This is a genomic window from Halomonas sp. PAMB 3264 (assembly GCF_031954245.1).
Taxonomy (GTDB): domain Bacteria; phylum Pseudomonadota; class Gammaproteobacteria; order Pseudomonadales; family Halomonadaceae; genus Vreelandella.
Genome location: NZ_CP134866.1, coordinates 490322 through 507964 on the forward strand (window position 1 = coordinate 490322; position 17643 = coordinate 507964).

Below are 17643 nucleotides of genomic sequence, written 5' to 3' on the forward strand. Positions count from 1 at the left end.
ATGAATTTTAAAGATTTTCCTCTTTTTTCAGAAGATCTGCTCACGTTAACCAGCAAAGAAGACATGAGCCGTTTTCGACCTGGACACAAAATTCAGTTGCAGCCATACAGCGATAACTGGATGGCGGTTCAGGGAGATGCACGTGTAATTGTTAACTGCAACCCAGTTGATCGGATCCTGTTTGAACGACTTGCTCAGCGAGATCAAGTGCAATGGTTGTTAACGACAACGCGTAAAGGGCAATTGCTAGTGCAGTATTGCGCTCCAGTAGAAGTCACACCAATGGATCTGGAACTTGGACTTGATGAGTTAATCGTTGAAGACCTGTATAGCAAGCGAGAGATTGGTGGCAACAATATTGAGCTCGCATGTCGTTGGTTTGAATCCCAGTTTGTGGTGGATGCGGAAGGCGAGTACTGGCTTACCATTGCGAAGTTTTCGAACCGAACTGCTAAAGGTGGTTTTCAGCTGTTGGGAAAAGGTTGGCGAGCAGATGTTGAGCGCAGAGATGAAGGTGCTTTACTTATTAAGAGAGTAACTCGCCACAAGGGGAATGACAGTGCGTTCTCTTTGCTGACGGGAGATTTTACGTTCGTGGATGCATCCGTTGCGGCTGTTCTGAGCAGCGGTTCTCAGCAAGCGATTCTAGATGCGACATTGCGCGATAACGAAAGCTATTTAGAGTTATGGAATTTATACAATGACAAGGAATGGCAGAACGCTCTGAAACAGGCGGAGACATTGCGGTCCCTGCGATTTGTAGACTGGGAGACCTTTGAAGATGGGCGAGAGAACGCTTGGCGCCTGATTCCGCGGACACCCGATGATTATCGAGAGTTTCGTGATCGTTGGACGGGCCTTGATCTGTCATCGAACACCCAAGTAGATATTGGTATTAACCCACCAGACTGGATGGAAGAGTTGACAACAGATGAGAGCGAAAGTGCTTCTGCGAACACGCCGCGAGGTACGATCGTTTTCAAATCTGATCACGTGATTTTCAAGCCAGCCTCCAATCGGAAATCTGTTCGGCCTCGGGAGAAAGAGGGCTGGTTATACCTGTCATTGGCGGGGCACCGCACCGCGGGTAAGCGTCGGCTTGCAGCCAAGCAATCCATTGATTCCGGAAAGCGTTTGCCTCAATTGAAATGGCTCTTGGAGGGTGTCGCTGTTCCAGCTGCTCGCAGAAGGCGAATTGATGGGCTCACACCCTACGCCAAAGAGACATTTAAGGGTGGAAAGCCGACAGAGAAGCAGATCCAGGCTTTGGATGCTGCGCTGAATACTCCTGATTTGGCAATCGTTATTGGCCCTCCTGGTACCGGTAAAACTCAGGTGATTGCTGCCTTGCAAAGGCGTCTGGCAGAGGAATCCCAGGATCAGAATCTCTCAGGACAGGTTTTGATAAGCAGCTTTCAGCATGATGCTGTTGATAACGCTTTGGACCGAAGTGATGTCTTAGGGCTGCCCGCCACCAGGATTGGGGGGAAGCGTGGTTCTGGTGACGACGAAGCTTTGATTGTCCCTTGGTTGGAGAGGCAAACGAGCTATCTCCAGGAGAAAGTTGCAACGGAGTACGAAAAGTATCCTGAGCTTAAAAAGCTCAAAGAAATATCCGAGACCATGGCCTTCATCCGCGTGGCTGGGTATGAGCCTTATCGCCTTGCTGAGGAGCTTGAGAAAATTCTGGCTGGGGTGAAGGCACTGGAGGCCCACGGACTAATCATTCCCCCCAGTATAGAAGCGCAACTGGGAGATTATATAAATGAATTATACAGGAGTCATCAAAGTACACAGAACAAGGTAGAGCGGAGCCACTCTGTGCTACGTAAAATCAGGGCTCTGAGGGAGACTGAAACGTCGTTTTTGGACGATGGTCCAGACCGAGCCTGGGATTTGTTGAGCTGGTTAAAACGAAATGCTCCACGAGCTGACGGAGAACTTCTCTCATTTCTGGAGCAGATTGCTGATACAGAGCAGGTGGATCAGTCAGGCTTGAAGCAACTGGTTGGTTGGAAGAATCGGCTATTGGATCTTTACTTGCCGGACTATCGTCCTCCAGAGCTGAGATTCCGAATCAATGATAAAGGATTGGAGTTGCTGAATGATTTAGAGAGGCTTATTGAGAGTAAGGTCCAGAAGCGTAAGCAAGGTGTTGCCTGGGTGCTTGAGCAGCTCTCGGATAGTCTCAACTTTGACCGACAGGCGGCTCAATCCGTTGTTGATGAGTATTCTATGGTGGTCGGTGCCACCTGCCAGCAGTCTGCTGGCCAGCAAATGGCTAATCTAAAAGCAGTGGCTGGGTTTGATAGTTCTGAAATAGAGTTTGAAACGGTGGTAGTAGATGAGGCCGCACGTGCTAACCCGTTGGACTTGTTTGTTCCGATGGCGATGGCCAAGCGGCGTATTGTTTTGGTGGGCGATGATCGTCAGTTACCGCATATGCTCGAGCCTAACATAGAAGGGCAGTTGCAGGAGGAACATGACCTTACGGAACAGCAACTTGCAGCATTTCGATCAAGTTTGTTTGAGCGACTGAGAGTCAAGCTTCAGGATCTTGAACGGCAGGACACTATACGGCGAGTTGTGATGCTCGATACCCAGTTTCGTATGCATCCTGTTCTGGGGGATTTCGTGAGCAAACATTTTTACGAGGCGGCAGGGCTTGGAAAGTTGCAGTCTGGCCGTAGTGCGGAGGATTTTGCTTTTTCGGAAATGTTCCTGAGTGGCATGCAAGAGCTGCGTCAGCATTATCAGGGGCATGTTTGCCAGTGGATTAATGTTCCACTGGCAGAAGGCAACGCTGTCAAGAGAGGAACCAGTCGCGTTAGGGAAGTAGAGGCTGAGCATGTCGTGACAGAAGTTCGGCGGGTAATGGAGGCCGGAGGAGAGTCCGTTTCTGTTGGTGTTATTACGTTCTATGCCGCTCAGCGGGATTTCATCATGGAAAAAATGGCGCAAACGAAAATTGACGGAAAACCTCTGATGGTTAAGCAAGAGAGCGGGTACGAACCTCACGATGACTTCAAGTGGACGAAAAAACAGAACGCAGATGGCTCTTACAGTCAGGAAGAGCGGCTGAGGGTGGGATCAGTGGATGCCTTTCAGGGGAAAGAGTTTGATGTGGTGCTATTATCCTGCGTTAGAACCTACCAACCAACGCAGCTTGCAAAGATTCAGTGGGATGATGACGCTGCCAGGGAAGAACAACTGAACCGTCAGTTTGGATTTTTACGGTTACCAAATCGAATGAACGTGGCAATGAGTCGTCAGCGACAAATGTTGGTTTGCGTTGGTGATGCCAACCTCGCTACTAATCCTGTTGCCAAAGAAGCTGTTCCCGCGCTGGCCGCCCTCTACGAGCTTTGCGGAGGTGATCATGGCAGCCTTCGTTGAAACGGGGACCTACCTAAAATTCAGTGACCGACCCAGGTCAAAATCAAGGCCGGTTCTTTGGCCGGTCTTGGTTCATCGTGTTCTTTATCCTGAGCCCAGACAGCCCGAGTTGAACTTGTTTCAGCGAGCGGTTCTGGGGTTAGTCAGGGCCAAGCGCGTCAAACAGGATGATATTGCTGCTTTGACCGGCTTACACCCTGAACTGATCGCTCTGATCGTTGCACAAGGGGTCAGTAATGGTTGGCTAACCTCTGACGCAAATGGCCTGACTGAAAAAGGACATAGGTTGCTGGATGATGAAGAAGACGAGTCGACGAGTCTCAAGGCTGGTTTCCTCATTCAGGATGCGATAACCGGCTATTTCTGGCCACGAATGGTGACCAAGCTTGAACAGATTGAGCCTGTGGATCCGCAAGCCAAGTTTCCGGAGTTTTCTGTCAATAGGCGGACAGGTCATATTTTCCGGCCTTATCTAGCTAGAGCCAAGAAGCAAAGTCTTCCTGACTTGGACAACGAGCTGCTGGCCCGAGCCTACCGTGACTATCGGAAAGATTATCGAGCAAGTCAGCAACTAGGGGGAGTGCATTCATCTGAGTTTTTTCGTTTGCAAGGCGTACAGCGTCTGGATGCTTCTCCTGAGGCTGCTAGGATCGTTGTTTGGGTGACGAGTGATGACGAAGGAGATGAACTCTGGTCGGTCAAGGATCCACTCGGGCTTAGGGCGGGCGCATGGTGGCTTGAGGAGCCTGTCAAACAGTTGCTGGGCTCTGACACAAAACTTCGGAGTTTCTTAGCACCGCTGATTGGTATTCCTGATGCAGGGACGCTGACAAATGATGAGTGGCTGAGAGAGCTTCAAAAGAGAACCGAGCTGGATATTTTGATTGAGTTCCCTTGGATAGAGGCTCAGCCTGATATCAGGCGGTATTTCGCAAGGTTATTGAAGTGGAGACGCAAAATTGAATCGGGTTCGACTTGGGATTCTGACTTGGAGGCCGCCCTGGGGGACTGTCAGAAGCTCCTAGAGGTTGTGATGCAGTGGATAATCAAAACGTATCCGGCAAATGTTGGGCAGATACCTCCAGCTAAAAAACTGGATTGGAAGTTGAATGAGCGGCTGCTTGGTGCACTTGGTATTCCATCTTTTACTGAAGATGTCGTTCGAACACTGGCGCGGCAGGATTTGTGCCAGGTTATACGTGCATGCCAGAACCCTTCAAGCTCTCTCAAAGCACTGCTTTTCGCGGCGGGAATGGGGACACTCACTGACGATCAGCACCCGCTAAAAGTTTTGCAGGATGAGAACTTACAAATAGTGCAGTTGTTAGATCTGGCAGACCTTCGCAACCAAAGTAGCCACGGCCAAAGTAAATTTAAAAAAGGCAAGGTCGAAAAGATCACTCAGGATGTCGTGTTAGAACACATTGAGTATGCACTGAGTTTCACGGAATGTTTTAAGGACTGGATGTAATGGCTAAAAAGAACGGAAACAAGCGTAATCCCTCACAGGTGGCACCGGGAGCTCCGGCCGCAATTTCTCGTCAGGCCGCGTCACTGGAAAAGCTTGGGCCAATCTGGTCAGCTTCGTTTGAGAATGCATCAAAAATTTATCAAGCCACTGGTTCAAACATTGATATTGACGTTGATAAAGAGTCGGTCGATAAGGTCCTTGATTCGCTTCGGAAGATTGAAGAGTCAGCCACTGTAGCGCGATGGATTGAGCGATTCGCAGAGGTGTGCAAAGAGCTCAGCAAGTATCAGGACAAGCTTAATGAGGAATATCTCCAACGCTGGGATCAGGCCAGTAAGCTCGGTGAAGAAAATGATGCCGAAAACAAACGACTGCAAGACGAAGCCGAACGCATCGAAGCGGACAGGGCTGCCTTGGAGCAACGAATCAATGATGTAGACAATGTGGTGCTTGAGCTAGCCAACAAGAAAAATGAGTTGCTGATCATGGAACGGTCCCTCAGGCAGAGAGAGGCGAACGCTGAGGCAGGGTTTGCAGAGGAGAATGAGAAAGCACTGAGGCAATTGGAAGAGCAGCAGCGGCAACTGACGATCCAGAGAGAGTCTGATATTGAGGATTTTCAGAATCGGAAGAAAGCTTTAGCGGAAGAAATCAGGCAGGCCGAGCGGCAGCTAAATGAAATCAAGCATAGTTGCTCTGAGGCAGAAGCCGAACGAATCAAGTTGCTCGATGAGAAAGGGGATGAACTCCGACAAGAGAAGGCAAGGCTCAGTCGTGACAGAACCAGGCTAAATCGAGAGTGGTCAGAACTAAAAACAGAGCAAACCGAGCTAGAAGAACGTGTAACTGAGGAAATGGAAGCCGAGCGCAGTGGATTTGCTCTTGATTTGGCAAAGGTATCCGGACAAAGGGAAAAGGCTTGGGAAAAAGTTCAGGAGCTACAGGAGCGGTTGTATGAGCTTCAGGAGTTGGGTGCCGCGCTGGGCAACCGTTCTCCAGTAGAACTACTTGAGACTTTAGAGAAATTGACGGCTGAAAATCGCGATCTAAAAAGACAGTTGGAAGTCTCAGACACATCTGAGTTGCAGCGAGACAACCAAACTTTACGAGACAAAGTCTCAGACCTGGAGCGAGACATTGCTGCTCTGCGCCCGGAACTGGACGAGGCGCGCAGGGAGTTGAGTGTGAAGCGCGTAGCTGCAACGGAGCTTGAGGCTATCGCTCGCGAAAAGCGGGTTCTCGAATCTCACAAAAACACGCTGGCGGTCCACATTGACGATCTTGAAACCCGTATTGATCAGTTGACCAATGCGCAAAAGGCTAAAACAGCGTTCCCGGCGATGTCGATCATGGACACTGACAAAGCATTCCAGGCCAGCATCGAGCTTGAGCATGTCCCAAATTTGAAGTCCTTTGCAGAAGAACTTCAGCACCGTATTGCCCGAGCTGAAAAGAATGTGGAGCTATTCTATCCGATTGAGGATATCAGGCTGCTTCTCGGTGGTTTGGCTATGAGTCAGTTACACGTGTTCCAAGGAATTAGTGGCACGGGTAAAACGAGCCTTGCGAAGGCCTTTGCAAAGGCCATAGGAGGGTTCTGTCAGGACATAGCCGTGCAGGCAGGCTGGAGAGATCGCGATGATTTGCTGGGTCATTTCAACGCCTTTGAGCGCCGTTTCTACGAAAAGGACTGCTTGCAAGCTCTATACAAGGCACAGACCCCTCGCTGGCAAGACTCTTGTAATGTGATCCTGCTTGATGAGATGAACCTCTCTCGACCAGAGCAATATTTCGCAGAATTCTTGTCCGCTCTTGAAAAAAATAATCCGGCTGAGCGACTAATCAGCCTTTCTGAAACAGCGTTGCCCGGGGCACCAAGGATGCTGATGGATGGTCGTCAGATTCTTGTTCCAAATAACGTTTGGTTTATCGGTACGGCAAACCATGACGAGACGACGAATGAGTTGGCAGACAAGACGTATGACCGCTCTCATGTGATGACGCTACCAAAGCAGGAACACAGTTTTGAGATAAGGGATCACCAGCCTGCGAGCTACTCCTTTAGATCGTTACAAACCGCTTTTGATAACGCCTGTAAAGAGCATGCATCGTCTGTCAAAAATTTGCTCGGTAAGCTGACCGGTAATGAGTTTACAAGACAGCTTGAAAATGACTTTGGCCTGGGTTGGGGTAACCGCTTTGAGAAGCAGGCGCTTCGGTTTGTCCCAGTGATGATGGCATCAGGCGCCACTAGAGGAGAGGCCTTGGATCACCTGCTCGCAAGCAGAATAATGCGGCAGGGTAAGGTGACTGGTCGATTTGATGTAAGTGCAGACTCTGTCCGCAAACTCATGGATTCTTTGGAAGCGTTCTGGAACCACTCGAGCCTAGAAAGCGTTCCAGTGACCTCACTTGAGCTCTTAGAGAAAGATATCAAGCGCAAGGAAGGTGGTTTTTGATGTGGGTGGATCGGCTGACAGGGCAGCGTATTGGGCATTTGCCCGAAGTTATTGAATCTGGTCGTTATCTAGCCGAGATAGTGACCAGTGATCAATCCACTGTGAACCTGGGAGCGAGCGGGCTATTAGTCGATGATGGGAGCGAAATTGCTCTGGTTGATGGCCAGCGAAAATCTATCAGGCTACCGGACAAGGCTCTAGCCCAGAAGGTGGAGTTATTCGAGCGTATCCTAGAGACAATTGACTCAAGCATTGAGGACGAGATTGAGCTGGTATCTCCGTTGATGCCCGAAGGTGTGGTTGATAATGATAGCCATTTGAACTCATTTGACTCGAAACTGCTCACTATCATCGAGGCAGGGCACCTTCATCAAATATCGATGAGACCAAGACTGGATCTGTATTATGAAGAGGAGGTTACCGATGTTGCGAGGGCGAAGAAATTAGCCAGGGGAGCCTTAGTTCATCTGGCCTCGCATTCTGAATGCTGGCAACGTCAGACCTTGACCGGAGTGATACCCAAGAGAGTGAAAGCCCGGTTCAGCGATGACGATTTTAATATTTACGAGAACCGTGTGTATGCAAGATTGCTCGACAAGATAGATCAGTATTTGAGTAAACGAGTCGGCACGCTCAGGCAAATTCAGTCGGCGGTAAGTGAGGCGTTAGAGTTTTACGGAACTAATGATCGGCATCATCGCCTGACAGAAGAAATATGCAGGCTTTGGGGAAAAGCCTTTACGCAGGATTCAACCAGCAAAGCGTCCGAACAGCTCTCGAAGACGCTTGACAAGCTTGAGAATGCACTTGGAATAATTCGAGGTCTTAAGCAGAGAGGCCTTTACCTGCTGGTGAGTCGCTCCGCACAGATTGGAGATGGACTCCACCTTACAAACATTCTGAGTCATGATCAGCACTATCGCCATTTGCCTATCCTTTGGAACGAATTGAGAAATATCGTCGGTGGCAAAAGGATAACGCCTGATGAAAGAAGAGAGCGAAATGAGGGACTAAATCGAGCTTACTCAAAGTATGCAGGGCTTGTACTTCGCCATGCTTTGACTCCTTATCTCGGAGTAAAGCTTTCATCAACTTGGGCAGGATTTAATCTTGAGCTTAAGCAGGTAGGATTCAATTGGCAGCTTCTCGTATCAACAGCTGATACACTCAGTGAAGAGCGAGTTTTGCTTGAGGTTGTTCCTTGGATGGGGTTTGTGGGCCGTCCAGTTGATTTCTATTCCTTGCAAAATGAGAAGCAGAATTATCAACCATTACGAATGTTAGCCTGGCCCAACCTGTGTGAAGATAGTTTGCATTCTAACCAAGCTGTTGCTGAGGGTGCCTGGGTGCTACTTTCGCCATTTGATTTGTACGGTGTAGAGAGGTTTGGTTATTTAGTTGATAAACTTTTGCAGAGAGAGCTGGTTTCAGATTATGGACGAGCGCTTATCAAGATTCCTGCTAAGACAATTGGGGTAGCTGCTCAATTGTCAGGGCTAGAGGTGAGTGCAGAAAAACATGAAATAAAAGTTCTTGATGCGCTAGCACCTGCCGATTTTGCAAAGATCGAGCGTTCTTTGGTTAATGAAAATGCTCTTGAACAAGCCTGGAAGTTTAAAAAGCGGCATGAAGAAATAATGGAATTACAGAAATGTCCTATATGCTCAGGGTTTGTCAAGCTAAAGTGTCAGAAGTCTACTGGATTTAGTATAGATTGCACTAACTGCAAAACACAAAGGTATTTACGTACTAAAGGCGAGGGTCAAGAATATGAGCAAATTCTTTCTGGGAATGCCGAGTTTAAGAAAGTTGGAAGGAGAAGTTTTATATTTGAAATATAGAGCAGTGACGCAGCTGCTTGAACCCAACTGCTGATCAGGTTATGAATTATTGATCAGGTTGATAGTAGTCTAGCTTACCCTGTGTTTTTGGCTGGCAATGAAGGTAATGACCTTAGTACCAAGCATGTCGGTGGCGGTTTGGCGATACCTAGGCGTTGGTTAGCAACACAGTTATTCATGTGTACGAAGTCTCGGTGATTTTTAAACTTAAGTCGCATCTTGATAAATCATATTTTACTATTGATTCAGCGACGTCACCCCATCTTCAGTAGCACCCGGGTTTAGAGTCTGAAGTTACTTTATCGTGTTTTAACACCAGTTGCTCGGCATAGGCGGAAGGCGTTAACCCTCCAAGCCCTTTCTTCGGTCTTTCTTCGTTGTATTCCCGTCGCCACGCCTCGATGATGATCCTCGCGTGATTCAGGCTGGTGAACCAGTGCTCATTTAGACATTCGTCTCTAAAACGCCCATTGAACGATTCGATGTAGGCGTTTTGATTGGGTTTTCCAGGTTCGATTAAAAACAGGGCGACACCATGCTGATGAGCCCACGTCAGCATGGCGCGTCCGCAGAACTCCTTTCCATTATCCGTACGAATGGCGCTTGGCAGGCCACGTTGTATAGCCAGATGATCCAGAATCCGTGTTAACGACAGGCCGCCAATGGCCCGTTCAGGTACGATCGCCACGGCTTCATGGGTGGCGTCGTCGACAACGGTGAGGTTCTTTATCACGCGTCCTTCTGCCGTACGGTCAAATACAAAATCCATTGACCAGACCTGGTTGGCGGCACAAGGACGGCCAAGGGGCTTTCGCTCAGACGCAGGAACCTTCTTGCGCTTGCGGCGCTTTACCTGCAATCGAGCCGCCGCGTAGAGGCGTTCGACGCGCTTATGATTGACCTGTTCACCGGCTTGACGCAGCTTCAGGTAGATCATGCCAGCGCCATAGCGACGATGCCGATGGGCCAGGGCCGTAATGCGTTCACGCAATGCCCCATTGCGGTCAGGGGCCGATTGATAGCGCAATGCACTGGCACTCATATGGATGACACGGAGCGCTCGGCGTTCACTCAGACCACGTGACACCATAAAGCGCACCACGTCTCGGCGTGCCGGGGCACTCACCACTTTTTTCTCAGCGCCTCCCGAGTGACCTCCATTTCCAGTAGCGACTCCGCGAGCAGCTTTTTCAAGCGCCCATTTTCGGCTTCGAGTTCTTTGAGTCGTTTGGCATCGGGGACGCTCATGCCGCCAAACTTGCTGCGCCATAGATAGTAACTGGCTTCTGAGAAACCGTGCCGACGGCATAGCTCCTTGATGGGCAGTCCTGCTTCGGCTTCGCCCAGAAAACCGATGATCTGTTCTTCGCTGAAACGCTTCTTCATGTCCAATCTCCTTACGCATAGGATCGGACTCTAAAGTGTAGCGCTACTCAATCAGGGGGTGACGTCGAGCTAACAAGAGCAGGGTCCGGTAGAGTTTAAATTTCCTGTAGTGTCACTGCGCTTGCACGAAGGTGAATACGGCAACTTGGTATGTCGGCTAGATCTAGGGGCTCAGCAATCACCTCGTGGATTGTTGGGGTACGCCTATGAGGGGAGGCATGGGCGATATATAACCATGCGGGCACTATTCGTTTGTCATGGCCAAATTCTAACCCAATCCGTACTAGGTCGAAAACCTCGGTTGTACGGCCACTCGGTGTCCAAGCGAGCGGGGCTGTTCGGTGATCAGGCTTGGTTACGATTAGGGGACGGGTAAGTTCCAAATTGATCGTTCCGGGATAGCAACCCTTGATTTCGGGGAAACTCTGGCTGATGAGGGGGAGCTGACGGACCAAGGTTCCGGAGGCTACTCCCAAGCCTGGAATGATTTGTGCTTGGAGCGCAAGAAGTTGGCTAGAGCTAGTTTTAGGCTCCAATAGCTTATCCAGGCCAGCAATAACCTCCTCGACTTTAAATGAGTTCATGTCCTTCTTTCCTGAACGGTGATAACGGTGTACGTCTTGGTGGCTGTAGACTACTAAGGTTCTCGCCGAGGCCGGTGGTAGCCACGGATTGTGTTCAGTTCCCATGGTCGGGTAGATAGCGACCAGTCTGGTTTCTAACCCAACCGCCATGTGTACGATGGCGGTGTCGACAGTGACCACCACCTGCGCACAGCTTATGTATCCCGCCGCGTCCCCGGGCGTGGCCAAGTCTTGAAGAGCACGGACATTTTCACGAGTGACTTCAGCCTCCAAATTGTTTGCATCTGATCGGGAACCAGGGCTGCAGAGGATCCCAACTGACTTGTCTGGATAGGCGTCGGCTACGGCGCGCAACAACAGCACCGCTTTGGTAAAGGCTAAGCTCTTGTCGGGACGGCTCGCATAGGGATTTACCAGTATCTGTGGGGCACTGGAAGTGTCATAAATCCGGGACGTGCGGGGAATGATGTACTTGCGCTCGACTTCGTTTACGCCCAGATCTATGAGTACTTTCTCGAAGCGTTCGGGAAAATCTAGGCCAGCCGTAGCGGCACCAAATTTGCGGTTGACACATCGCAAACCGTCATCAAAAGAATAGACACATGCCGGTCGCAGTAAGCGTAAAAATAAAATCTCTACCGGCTTGATTCTGCCAACTAAGTGAACCACGACATCCACATGGCCAAGTTGTCGCGCCATTTTAAAGAGTTTTACTGGGCCTGGATTTGCATCAGTGACGATGACGCGGTCTACTCCAAAATCCTGTAAATGTAGTGGCGCAAGTTCTGTCACCGTCAACACAGTTACCCGAGCATTCAGCTTGCGTACCTCCCGAAAGAAGAAAGACGAAACTATAGCATCACCAAGTTTGGCGTCCCACCTGGGGACTATGATATGCAAAGGGTCGGGAGAAGCCACCGCCACCGGAAATCTATCCGCTAAACAGCGAGCTAAAAAGCGCGCGACCAACTGCCCGGTTTTCTGTAGTGTCGACATATTGATCTGGGGCGCCTTCTTTCACAATTTGGTGATGTTGGTGAGAAATGCTCGGTAGCCGCAAGTAGTGCTCGCGGGCTAAAAAACCTAGATATATCGCTTCCATATTTCGTATGTACTGTTATGAACAAGTCTAGGGTCACTGCCGTTTATCAATGAACCTACTAAGGCCAAAGCCCATACCGCAGAGCAGAGATAGATAAAGAGTGCAGCGATTCTAAGTTAAATAACAATAAAATTGCATCTACCAACATGCTTTAATCCCGTACTGAAGGCCACTAGCAAGCTGTTACGGTAGGCGGCCTCAAGTTCCAAGTGCAACACTATTGTAGCGTGCTCGGGCCGGCGACAGCTTTCTTGAGCACCTCGGCGTAGACCGACAGATCCGTGCCTTTTGGCAAGTACTGTCTCAATAGACCGTTGGTGTTCTCATTGGAACCCCGCTGCCATGGGCTATGCGGGTCGGCAAAGTAGATTGCTGTCCCCGTCTTCTGAGTGATCTCGGCATGCTTCACCATCTCTTTGCTCTAGTCATAGGTCATCGATAGGCGCAGGGAGCGCGATACCTCATTGAGCTTGTCGCTAAAGCCGACGGCCGCTGCTGTGGCCGTGATGCCGTCCACTTTCGCCAGGATCACCAGACGCGTGGTTCGCTCTACCAGCGTACCGACGGCAGAGCGGTTGTTGGCACCGATGATGAGATCACCCTCCAATGGCCAAGCATCAGGCGGTCTTCAATCTCAGGGGGCCGCAGGTGAATGCTCACCAAGTCAGGAATCTGTGGTCGCCTATCCTTGCCGCGGCTGCGGGGGCGACGTTTACCGTTACCCTGGCGCAAGCAGGCAATCAGTTCCTTCTTGAGCGAGCCGCGCGGCATGAAATAGAGCGCATTGTAGATGGCTTCGTGCGAGACGTGGCGGTCAGTATTATCAGGAAACAGACGCTGCAGTGTGCGGGCTATTTGTTCAGGTGACCAGTACTTGCGCAGCAGGTAGACCACCAGCTCAAAAAGCTCACCATTGAGAGGTAGCTTCGGGCTACGACGAGGCCGACAGCGGGTCAGCCGGGCGCGATGTCCAGCGAGGCTGGCGTCATACGCTCTGGCGGGGCTAACAGTATGACGAACCAGTTCTCGTGAAATAGTGCTAGGCGCACGCCCTAACTGACGCGCAATGGAGCGAATCGAGTGGTGACCCTGCATCAGCATGATGGCAGCTCGGTCTTCAGCAGAAAGATGGCGATAACAATGAGTCATGGCAATACCTTACCTGATAGGTTAGGTGTTGCACTTGGTCATTGAGACTGCCTTCAAAGAATGATGATCGGTGCAACTGATGTCGCTCTGTATGAGTCTACTTCTTTTGCTGATAAATAAAAGTCGCCATGCGTTAGCGTCGGCGGCAGGCTAATGCTTCTACTCTCTGGGGCTATTGTGTCTGCAACATAGACGTTTCTGGCCGCCAGAAAACGTTTTGCCCAATCCGGCTAAAGCCCCACTGGCTTTTACTACGAAACGCACGCTGTTGGTTATCTGTCATGGCGCTTTGCCCATCTGCATCACGAATGTAACGAGCAAGTGTCATGGCGGCTGGCTGGCCATAACGCGCGCCCGGGGAAGCGCATGTCCAGATATGGCGTAAGGTCATCGCAATATCAGGCTCATGTTGGTCTAAATAGGCAAGGCCATAGGCACACGCTTCTAGCGTAAACGCATCGTGGCTACAGAGCTTCCACGCCGCGTTAGGCTTGCCTTTCGAGTCGTATGTATACGTCTTACCAATATCGTGCAACAGCCCCGCTACAAAGCACGTTTCCTGCATCAGGCGCGGCATAGCTGGCTCATTTAAGCGCAGCATGGCAACAGCATTATTCGCGACGTTCAGCGAATGCTCTAGCAGCCCACCTGGATAGGCGTGGTGGTAGGTCACGCTGGCGGGTGCATTCAGAAACGCCTCGATACGGTCCTTACGTTCCAATACCCGTGTTAAAAAACTGCGTAAGTGCTCCGATTGCAGAGACTGTACGGTCTTCACTAATTGATCGAACACCGCTGGTGCGGGGGCGTACACACGTGGTAGCGATTGTAGCGTGTCCAGTGAGTGGACTTCCTCACGGGTCGCCTTGCGGAACTCATCAAGTAGGAATTGGCCCGATAAGCACTTTATTCCTGATGCAGTAACAAAATCCAAATGGCCAATGCGCTCAGGAACGTGTGTCTTTGCTAAATTCAGCATTGCGATACGATCACCTTCGCAGTCGCTTAGCCGAAGCTTTAGAAAAGGCGTTTTTGCATTGTCGAACTCCACCACGCGCCCCGTAAGGCGATAAGTGCCAGTAAAAGTGCGAGACAGGTGTGCTGGAGCTTGTTGATTAGGCCGTTTCATGGCAGTGCTCCTTCTCGGGCTTGGTGGACGTGGCATTGCCTAATAAACGCTCGAAAGCAGAGCCGTCCATACGTGTGGCATTAGGCACATAGCGCGAATAGACCTTAAACAGCATCTCGGTTGAGCTGTGTCCTAACATCCGTGCCACCCACTCTGGATTCTCACCCGAGGCTAGAAACAGCGTCGCGGCAGTATGGCGCGTTTGGTACGGGCGGCGTTTCGTCAACCCAAGCGACCTCAGCAAGGGATACCACACGCGCTTCGTCACGTTATTGTGATCAAGCAGCTGCCCCAGTTGATTGCTGAACACGTACTGGCTCATACGCCCGGTGGCCGCATACTGCGTTTTTAAGGCGTCGTATACCGGACCAAACATGGGAATTTCACGCTGCGAGCCATCGGTCTTGGTGTATTCGGTCTCGCCGTTGATTAACGTCTCGCGCACTAAGATTTCCCTCTTTGCGAAATCTACATTCTTCCACTTCAATCCATCGACCTCACCGGTACGCATACCAGTAAAAAAGCGCACCGTGTAGTAGTTACGATAGTCGGGGCGCACGTTATCAATGATGCGGTGGACTTCATGGAGCGAGAAGGGCTCGATGTGGGTCTTCTGTAGCTTTAACGGTTTGATATTTTTGTAGGGCGTCTCGAAATCGAATCGCTCGGCGGCCTCATCCAGCACCATGCGCAGAATGGTCATATGGCTGTTGATAGTCTTTGGCGATACTAGCCCTGTGGTGCCTCGTCCCTTGCGCTTGGCCAGCTTGGCGCGAAACCCCATGATGTCGGCCTTGGTGATATCACCAATGGGCTTTTTACCGAATGCGGGCTTAAGTGAGCTATCCAAGATCGAGTTCACGTTACGCACATGAGAAGAGCGCCACTGGATCTTGCTCTCTTCAAACCACTGCTCGGCAAAGTCGTTGAAGAGTGGTGTGTCCAAAACCGCTGCATCTTGATGCTCAGTGGTGGTAGGCGCTGGCTGGTGGCCCTTCAGTTTCTGTAAATTGCTGCTGTTAGGAAAGAACTCAGCATATTTGAATTCTCCAAGCAGCATTTTTGCTTTCATACGCTGTAACAGTAGCTCCAGCTGTTTACGATTTTTTGCGTTATCGTCAAGCAGGGTCTGCTCACGAAAACGCTGGCCGTCAAACCGAAAGTCGATAAAAAGCTTTTTGCTTTCTTTGCGTGCACGCACCTTACCCATGGCAGACTCCCCCATTAGCCATCGGTATGGCGACTTGTTGTTGGCGAGGTGTCGCTTGCAGCATTTCTTCTTGAATAGTTTCCCAGATATACAGGATTTTCCGACGACCAAAGGGGCGGATGTAATGGGTGCCTTCGATAAGCACGCTGTCTTTGAGCTGCTGGCGGATGGTCCGTGCATCGTATTTGATACGTGAGGCGAGTTCTTCCGTTGTCAGAAAAGTGCAGTCCATGAGACTATCTCCTCATGCGGTGATCATTTGATAATATTTTTAATCGCTCGATTAGGAATATATACAATCAAATGATTATTTAAATCACTTTTTGATAATTTTTATGATCAATAATAGAGAAAACGATGATTCGGTATCACTTAAAAGAGCTGATTGCTGAGAAGGAATTTGCCGAGCGGCGCAGAATTACGATCGGGGAGATAGCGAAAGAAACGGGCATAAACCGGATGACGTTATCGAAAATTATCAATCACCCCGGTCACAGCACTGTGACAGATAATCTAGATAGGCTTTGCTACTACTTTGATTGTGAGATCGAACAGCTAGTGACTCACATCAAGGAACCTAGTTCAGAATCTGCATCCTAACTCGGTAAGCAGGAAAAGAAGGAGAGGCTGAATAAATTGTTCGGTGCCTGAAGGTCGCCGCTTTTTTCACCTACCGATAGGCATTTTTTAAAATGGGCACGGTGTGGGCACAATTTGGGCACAGAGCTTTTGGGAATGACAGGCAACAAAAAAGGCAGATCAGTAAGTAACTGATCTGCCTTTCGAAATATTGGTAGCGGGGACCGGATTTGAACCGATGACCTTCGGGTTATGAGCCCGACGAGCTACCAGACTGCTCCACCCCGCATCAACGTGAGGCGTATTCTACATAAGTCTGAGAAGGAGTCAATCATCGAGTGCGATAAATCGATACGCCATGCGTGGATTCATCGTGCTGCAACATTGGGGGAGTAACGCTATGCTTTCCATGACGCAACGGGCTTTCTCAACTTCAATGAAACCGGCTCGGTGCGCAGGAGCAAAAGATAACAACACGTGCGTGCCAAACGCTTTGCGGTGGCACCAATCCGAAGTGGCTTGCACCACGTCTTGTGTGGCTCGGATGCAGGTCATTTGTCATTTCAGGGAGGTAAACAATGGCTAATCAACCCCAGGTGGCGTGGGTGACGGGTGGAACAGGCGGGATCGGCACGGCCATTTGCCGGTCGCTGGCCGAGGCGGGGTATTTGGTCGTCGCCGGTTACCGTAACCCGGAGAAGGCAAAAACGTGGCTCGAGAGCCAAAAAGCCGACGGCTTCGACAACATGGCGCTTTCCGGCGTCGATCTTTCGGATTACCAGGCGTGCCTGGACGGCGCCCAAGAGATCGCCGATACCCATGGCCCGATCAGCGTGTTGGTCAATTGCGCCGGTATCACGCGCGACGGTACGCTCAAGAAGATGGCCCGGGAGCAGTGGAGCGAGGTGATCGATACCAACCTCAACAGCGTCTTCAACACCTGCCGCAGCGTGATCAACCCAATGCTCGAGCAGGGCTACGGGCGCATCATCAATATTTCATCGATCAATGGGCGAAAGGGGCAGTTCGGCCAGGTCAATTACGCCGCGGCGAAGGCAGGTATGCATGGGTTGACCATGTCGCTGGCCCAGGAAACCGCTACCAAGGGCATCACGGTCAACACCGTGTCGCCGGGCTATATCGCCACCGATATGATCATGGAGATCCCTGAGAAGGTGCGCGAAGCGATTCGTGAAACCATCCCCGTCAAGCGCTACGGCACGCCGGAGGAGATCGGCCGGCTGGTGGCGTTTTTAGCCGATGAGCAGTCGGGATTCATTACCGGCGCCAATATCGATATCAACGGCGGCCAGTTCATGGGCTGATACGCCTTGGCC

The 17643-nt window shown here is 50.5% G+C and carries 11 protein-coding genes, 1 tRNA gene and 1 pseudogene; 6 read left to right on the forward strand and 7 right to left on the reverse strand.

From position 1 onward, the window contains the following. The 4 genes from RN347_RS02270 to RN347_RS02285 are packed head-to-tail and all read left to right on the forward strand — an operon-like array spanning position 1 to position 9167. Positions 1–3396 (forward strand): AAA domain-containing protein, encoded by a 3396-nt coding sequence (locus tag RN347_RS02270; RefSeq protein ID WP_311959842.1) that lies wholly within the window; start codon positions 1–3, stop codon positions 3394–3396. Beyond that, the gene (locus RN347_RS02275) at positions 3380–4867 is read left to right on the forward strand and encodes a hypothetical protein (RefSeq protein ID WP_311959844.1); all 1488 of its coding nucleotides are present in this window, start codon (positions 3380–3382) and stop codon (positions 4865–4867) included. The genes RN347_RS02270 and RN347_RS02275 overlap by 17 nt, the downstream gene beginning before the upstream one ends. Beyond that, entirely contained in the window at positions 4867–7326 is a 2460-nt protein-coding gene (locus RN347_RS02280) for an AAA family ATPase (protein ID WP_311959846.1), read from the forward strand. Before RN347_RS02275 ends, RN347_RS02280 begins: the two co-directional genes overlap by 1 nt. After that, complete coding sequence (locus tag RN347_RS02285; protein WP_311959848.1) at positions 7326–9167, forward strand: hypothetical protein; 1842 nt, start codon at positions 7326–7328, stop codon at positions 9165–9167. The genes RN347_RS02280 and RN347_RS02285 overlap by 1 nt, the downstream gene beginning before the upstream one ends. 265 nt (positions 9168–9432) lie before the next feature. Here RN347_RS02285 and RN347_RS02290 read toward each other — a convergent pair. From RN347_RS02290 to RN347_RS02315, 6 genes and pseudogenes are all read right to left on the reverse strand, one after another. Next, positions 9433–10553, reverse strand: a protein-coding gene (locus tag RN347_RS02290; RefSeq protein ID WP_311958820.1) for an IS3 family transposase whose coding sequence is annotated in 2 segments (ribosomal slippage) — positions 9433–10295 and positions 10295–10553 — 1122 coding nt in all. Because the reading frame shifts where the segments join, the coding sequence is not laid out codon by codon here. A gap of 95 nt (positions 10554–10648) precedes the next feature. Beyond that, positions 10649–12133, reverse strand: coding sequence for a glycosyltransferase family 9 protein (locus RN347_RS02295; RefSeq protein ID WP_311959851.1), 1485 nt, complete (start codon positions 12131–12133; stop codon positions 10649–10651). Positions 12134–12456: 323 nt separating this feature from the next. Further along, positions 12457–13388: pseudogene (locus RN347_RS02300) on the reverse strand (IS30 family transposase). A 172-nt stretch (positions 13389–13560) separates the two neighbouring features. After that, positions 13561–14517: a TraI domain-containing protein gene (locus RN347_RS02305; RefSeq protein ID WP_311959854.1), complete on the reverse strand. Its 957-nt coding sequence runs from the start codon at positions 14515–14517 to the stop codon at positions 13561–13563. Next, complete coding sequence (locus tag RN347_RS02310) at positions 14504–15727, reverse strand: tyrosine-type recombinase/integrase (RefSeq protein WP_311959856.1); 1224 nt, start codon at positions 15725–15727, stop codon at positions 14504–14506. The genes RN347_RS02305 and RN347_RS02310 overlap by 14 nt, the downstream gene beginning before the upstream one ends. After that, positions 15720–15959: a hypothetical protein gene (locus tag RN347_RS02315; protein WP_311959859.1), complete on the reverse strand. Its 240-nt coding sequence runs from the start codon at positions 15957–15959 to the stop codon at positions 15720–15722. The genes RN347_RS02310 and RN347_RS02315 overlap by 8 nt, the downstream gene beginning before the upstream one ends. Before the next feature lie 125 nt (positions 15960–16084). On the opposite strand from RN347_RS02315, the gene RN347_RS02320 reads away from it, so the two are divergent. Next, the gene (locus RN347_RS02320; protein ID WP_311959862.1) at positions 16085–16327 is read left to right on the forward strand and encodes a helix-turn-helix transcriptional regulator; all 243 of its coding nucleotides are present in this window, start codon (positions 16085–16087) and stop codon (positions 16325–16327) included. A gap of 191 nt (positions 16328–16518) precedes the next feature. Here the strand turns inward: RN347_RS02320 and RN347_RS02325 are convergent. Next, positions 16519–16595: transfer RNA gene (locus RN347_RS02325), tRNA-Met, on the reverse strand. Positions 16596–16884: 289 nt separating this feature from the next. Here RN347_RS02325 and phbB point away from each other — a divergent pair. Continuing rightward, a complete protein-coding gene (gene phbB, locus RN347_RS02330) occupies positions 16885–17631 on the forward strand; it encodes an acetoacetyl-CoA reductase (RefSeq protein WP_263585238.1) in 747 nt (248 codons plus the stop codon). Positions 17632–17643 lie beyond the last annotated feature (12 nt).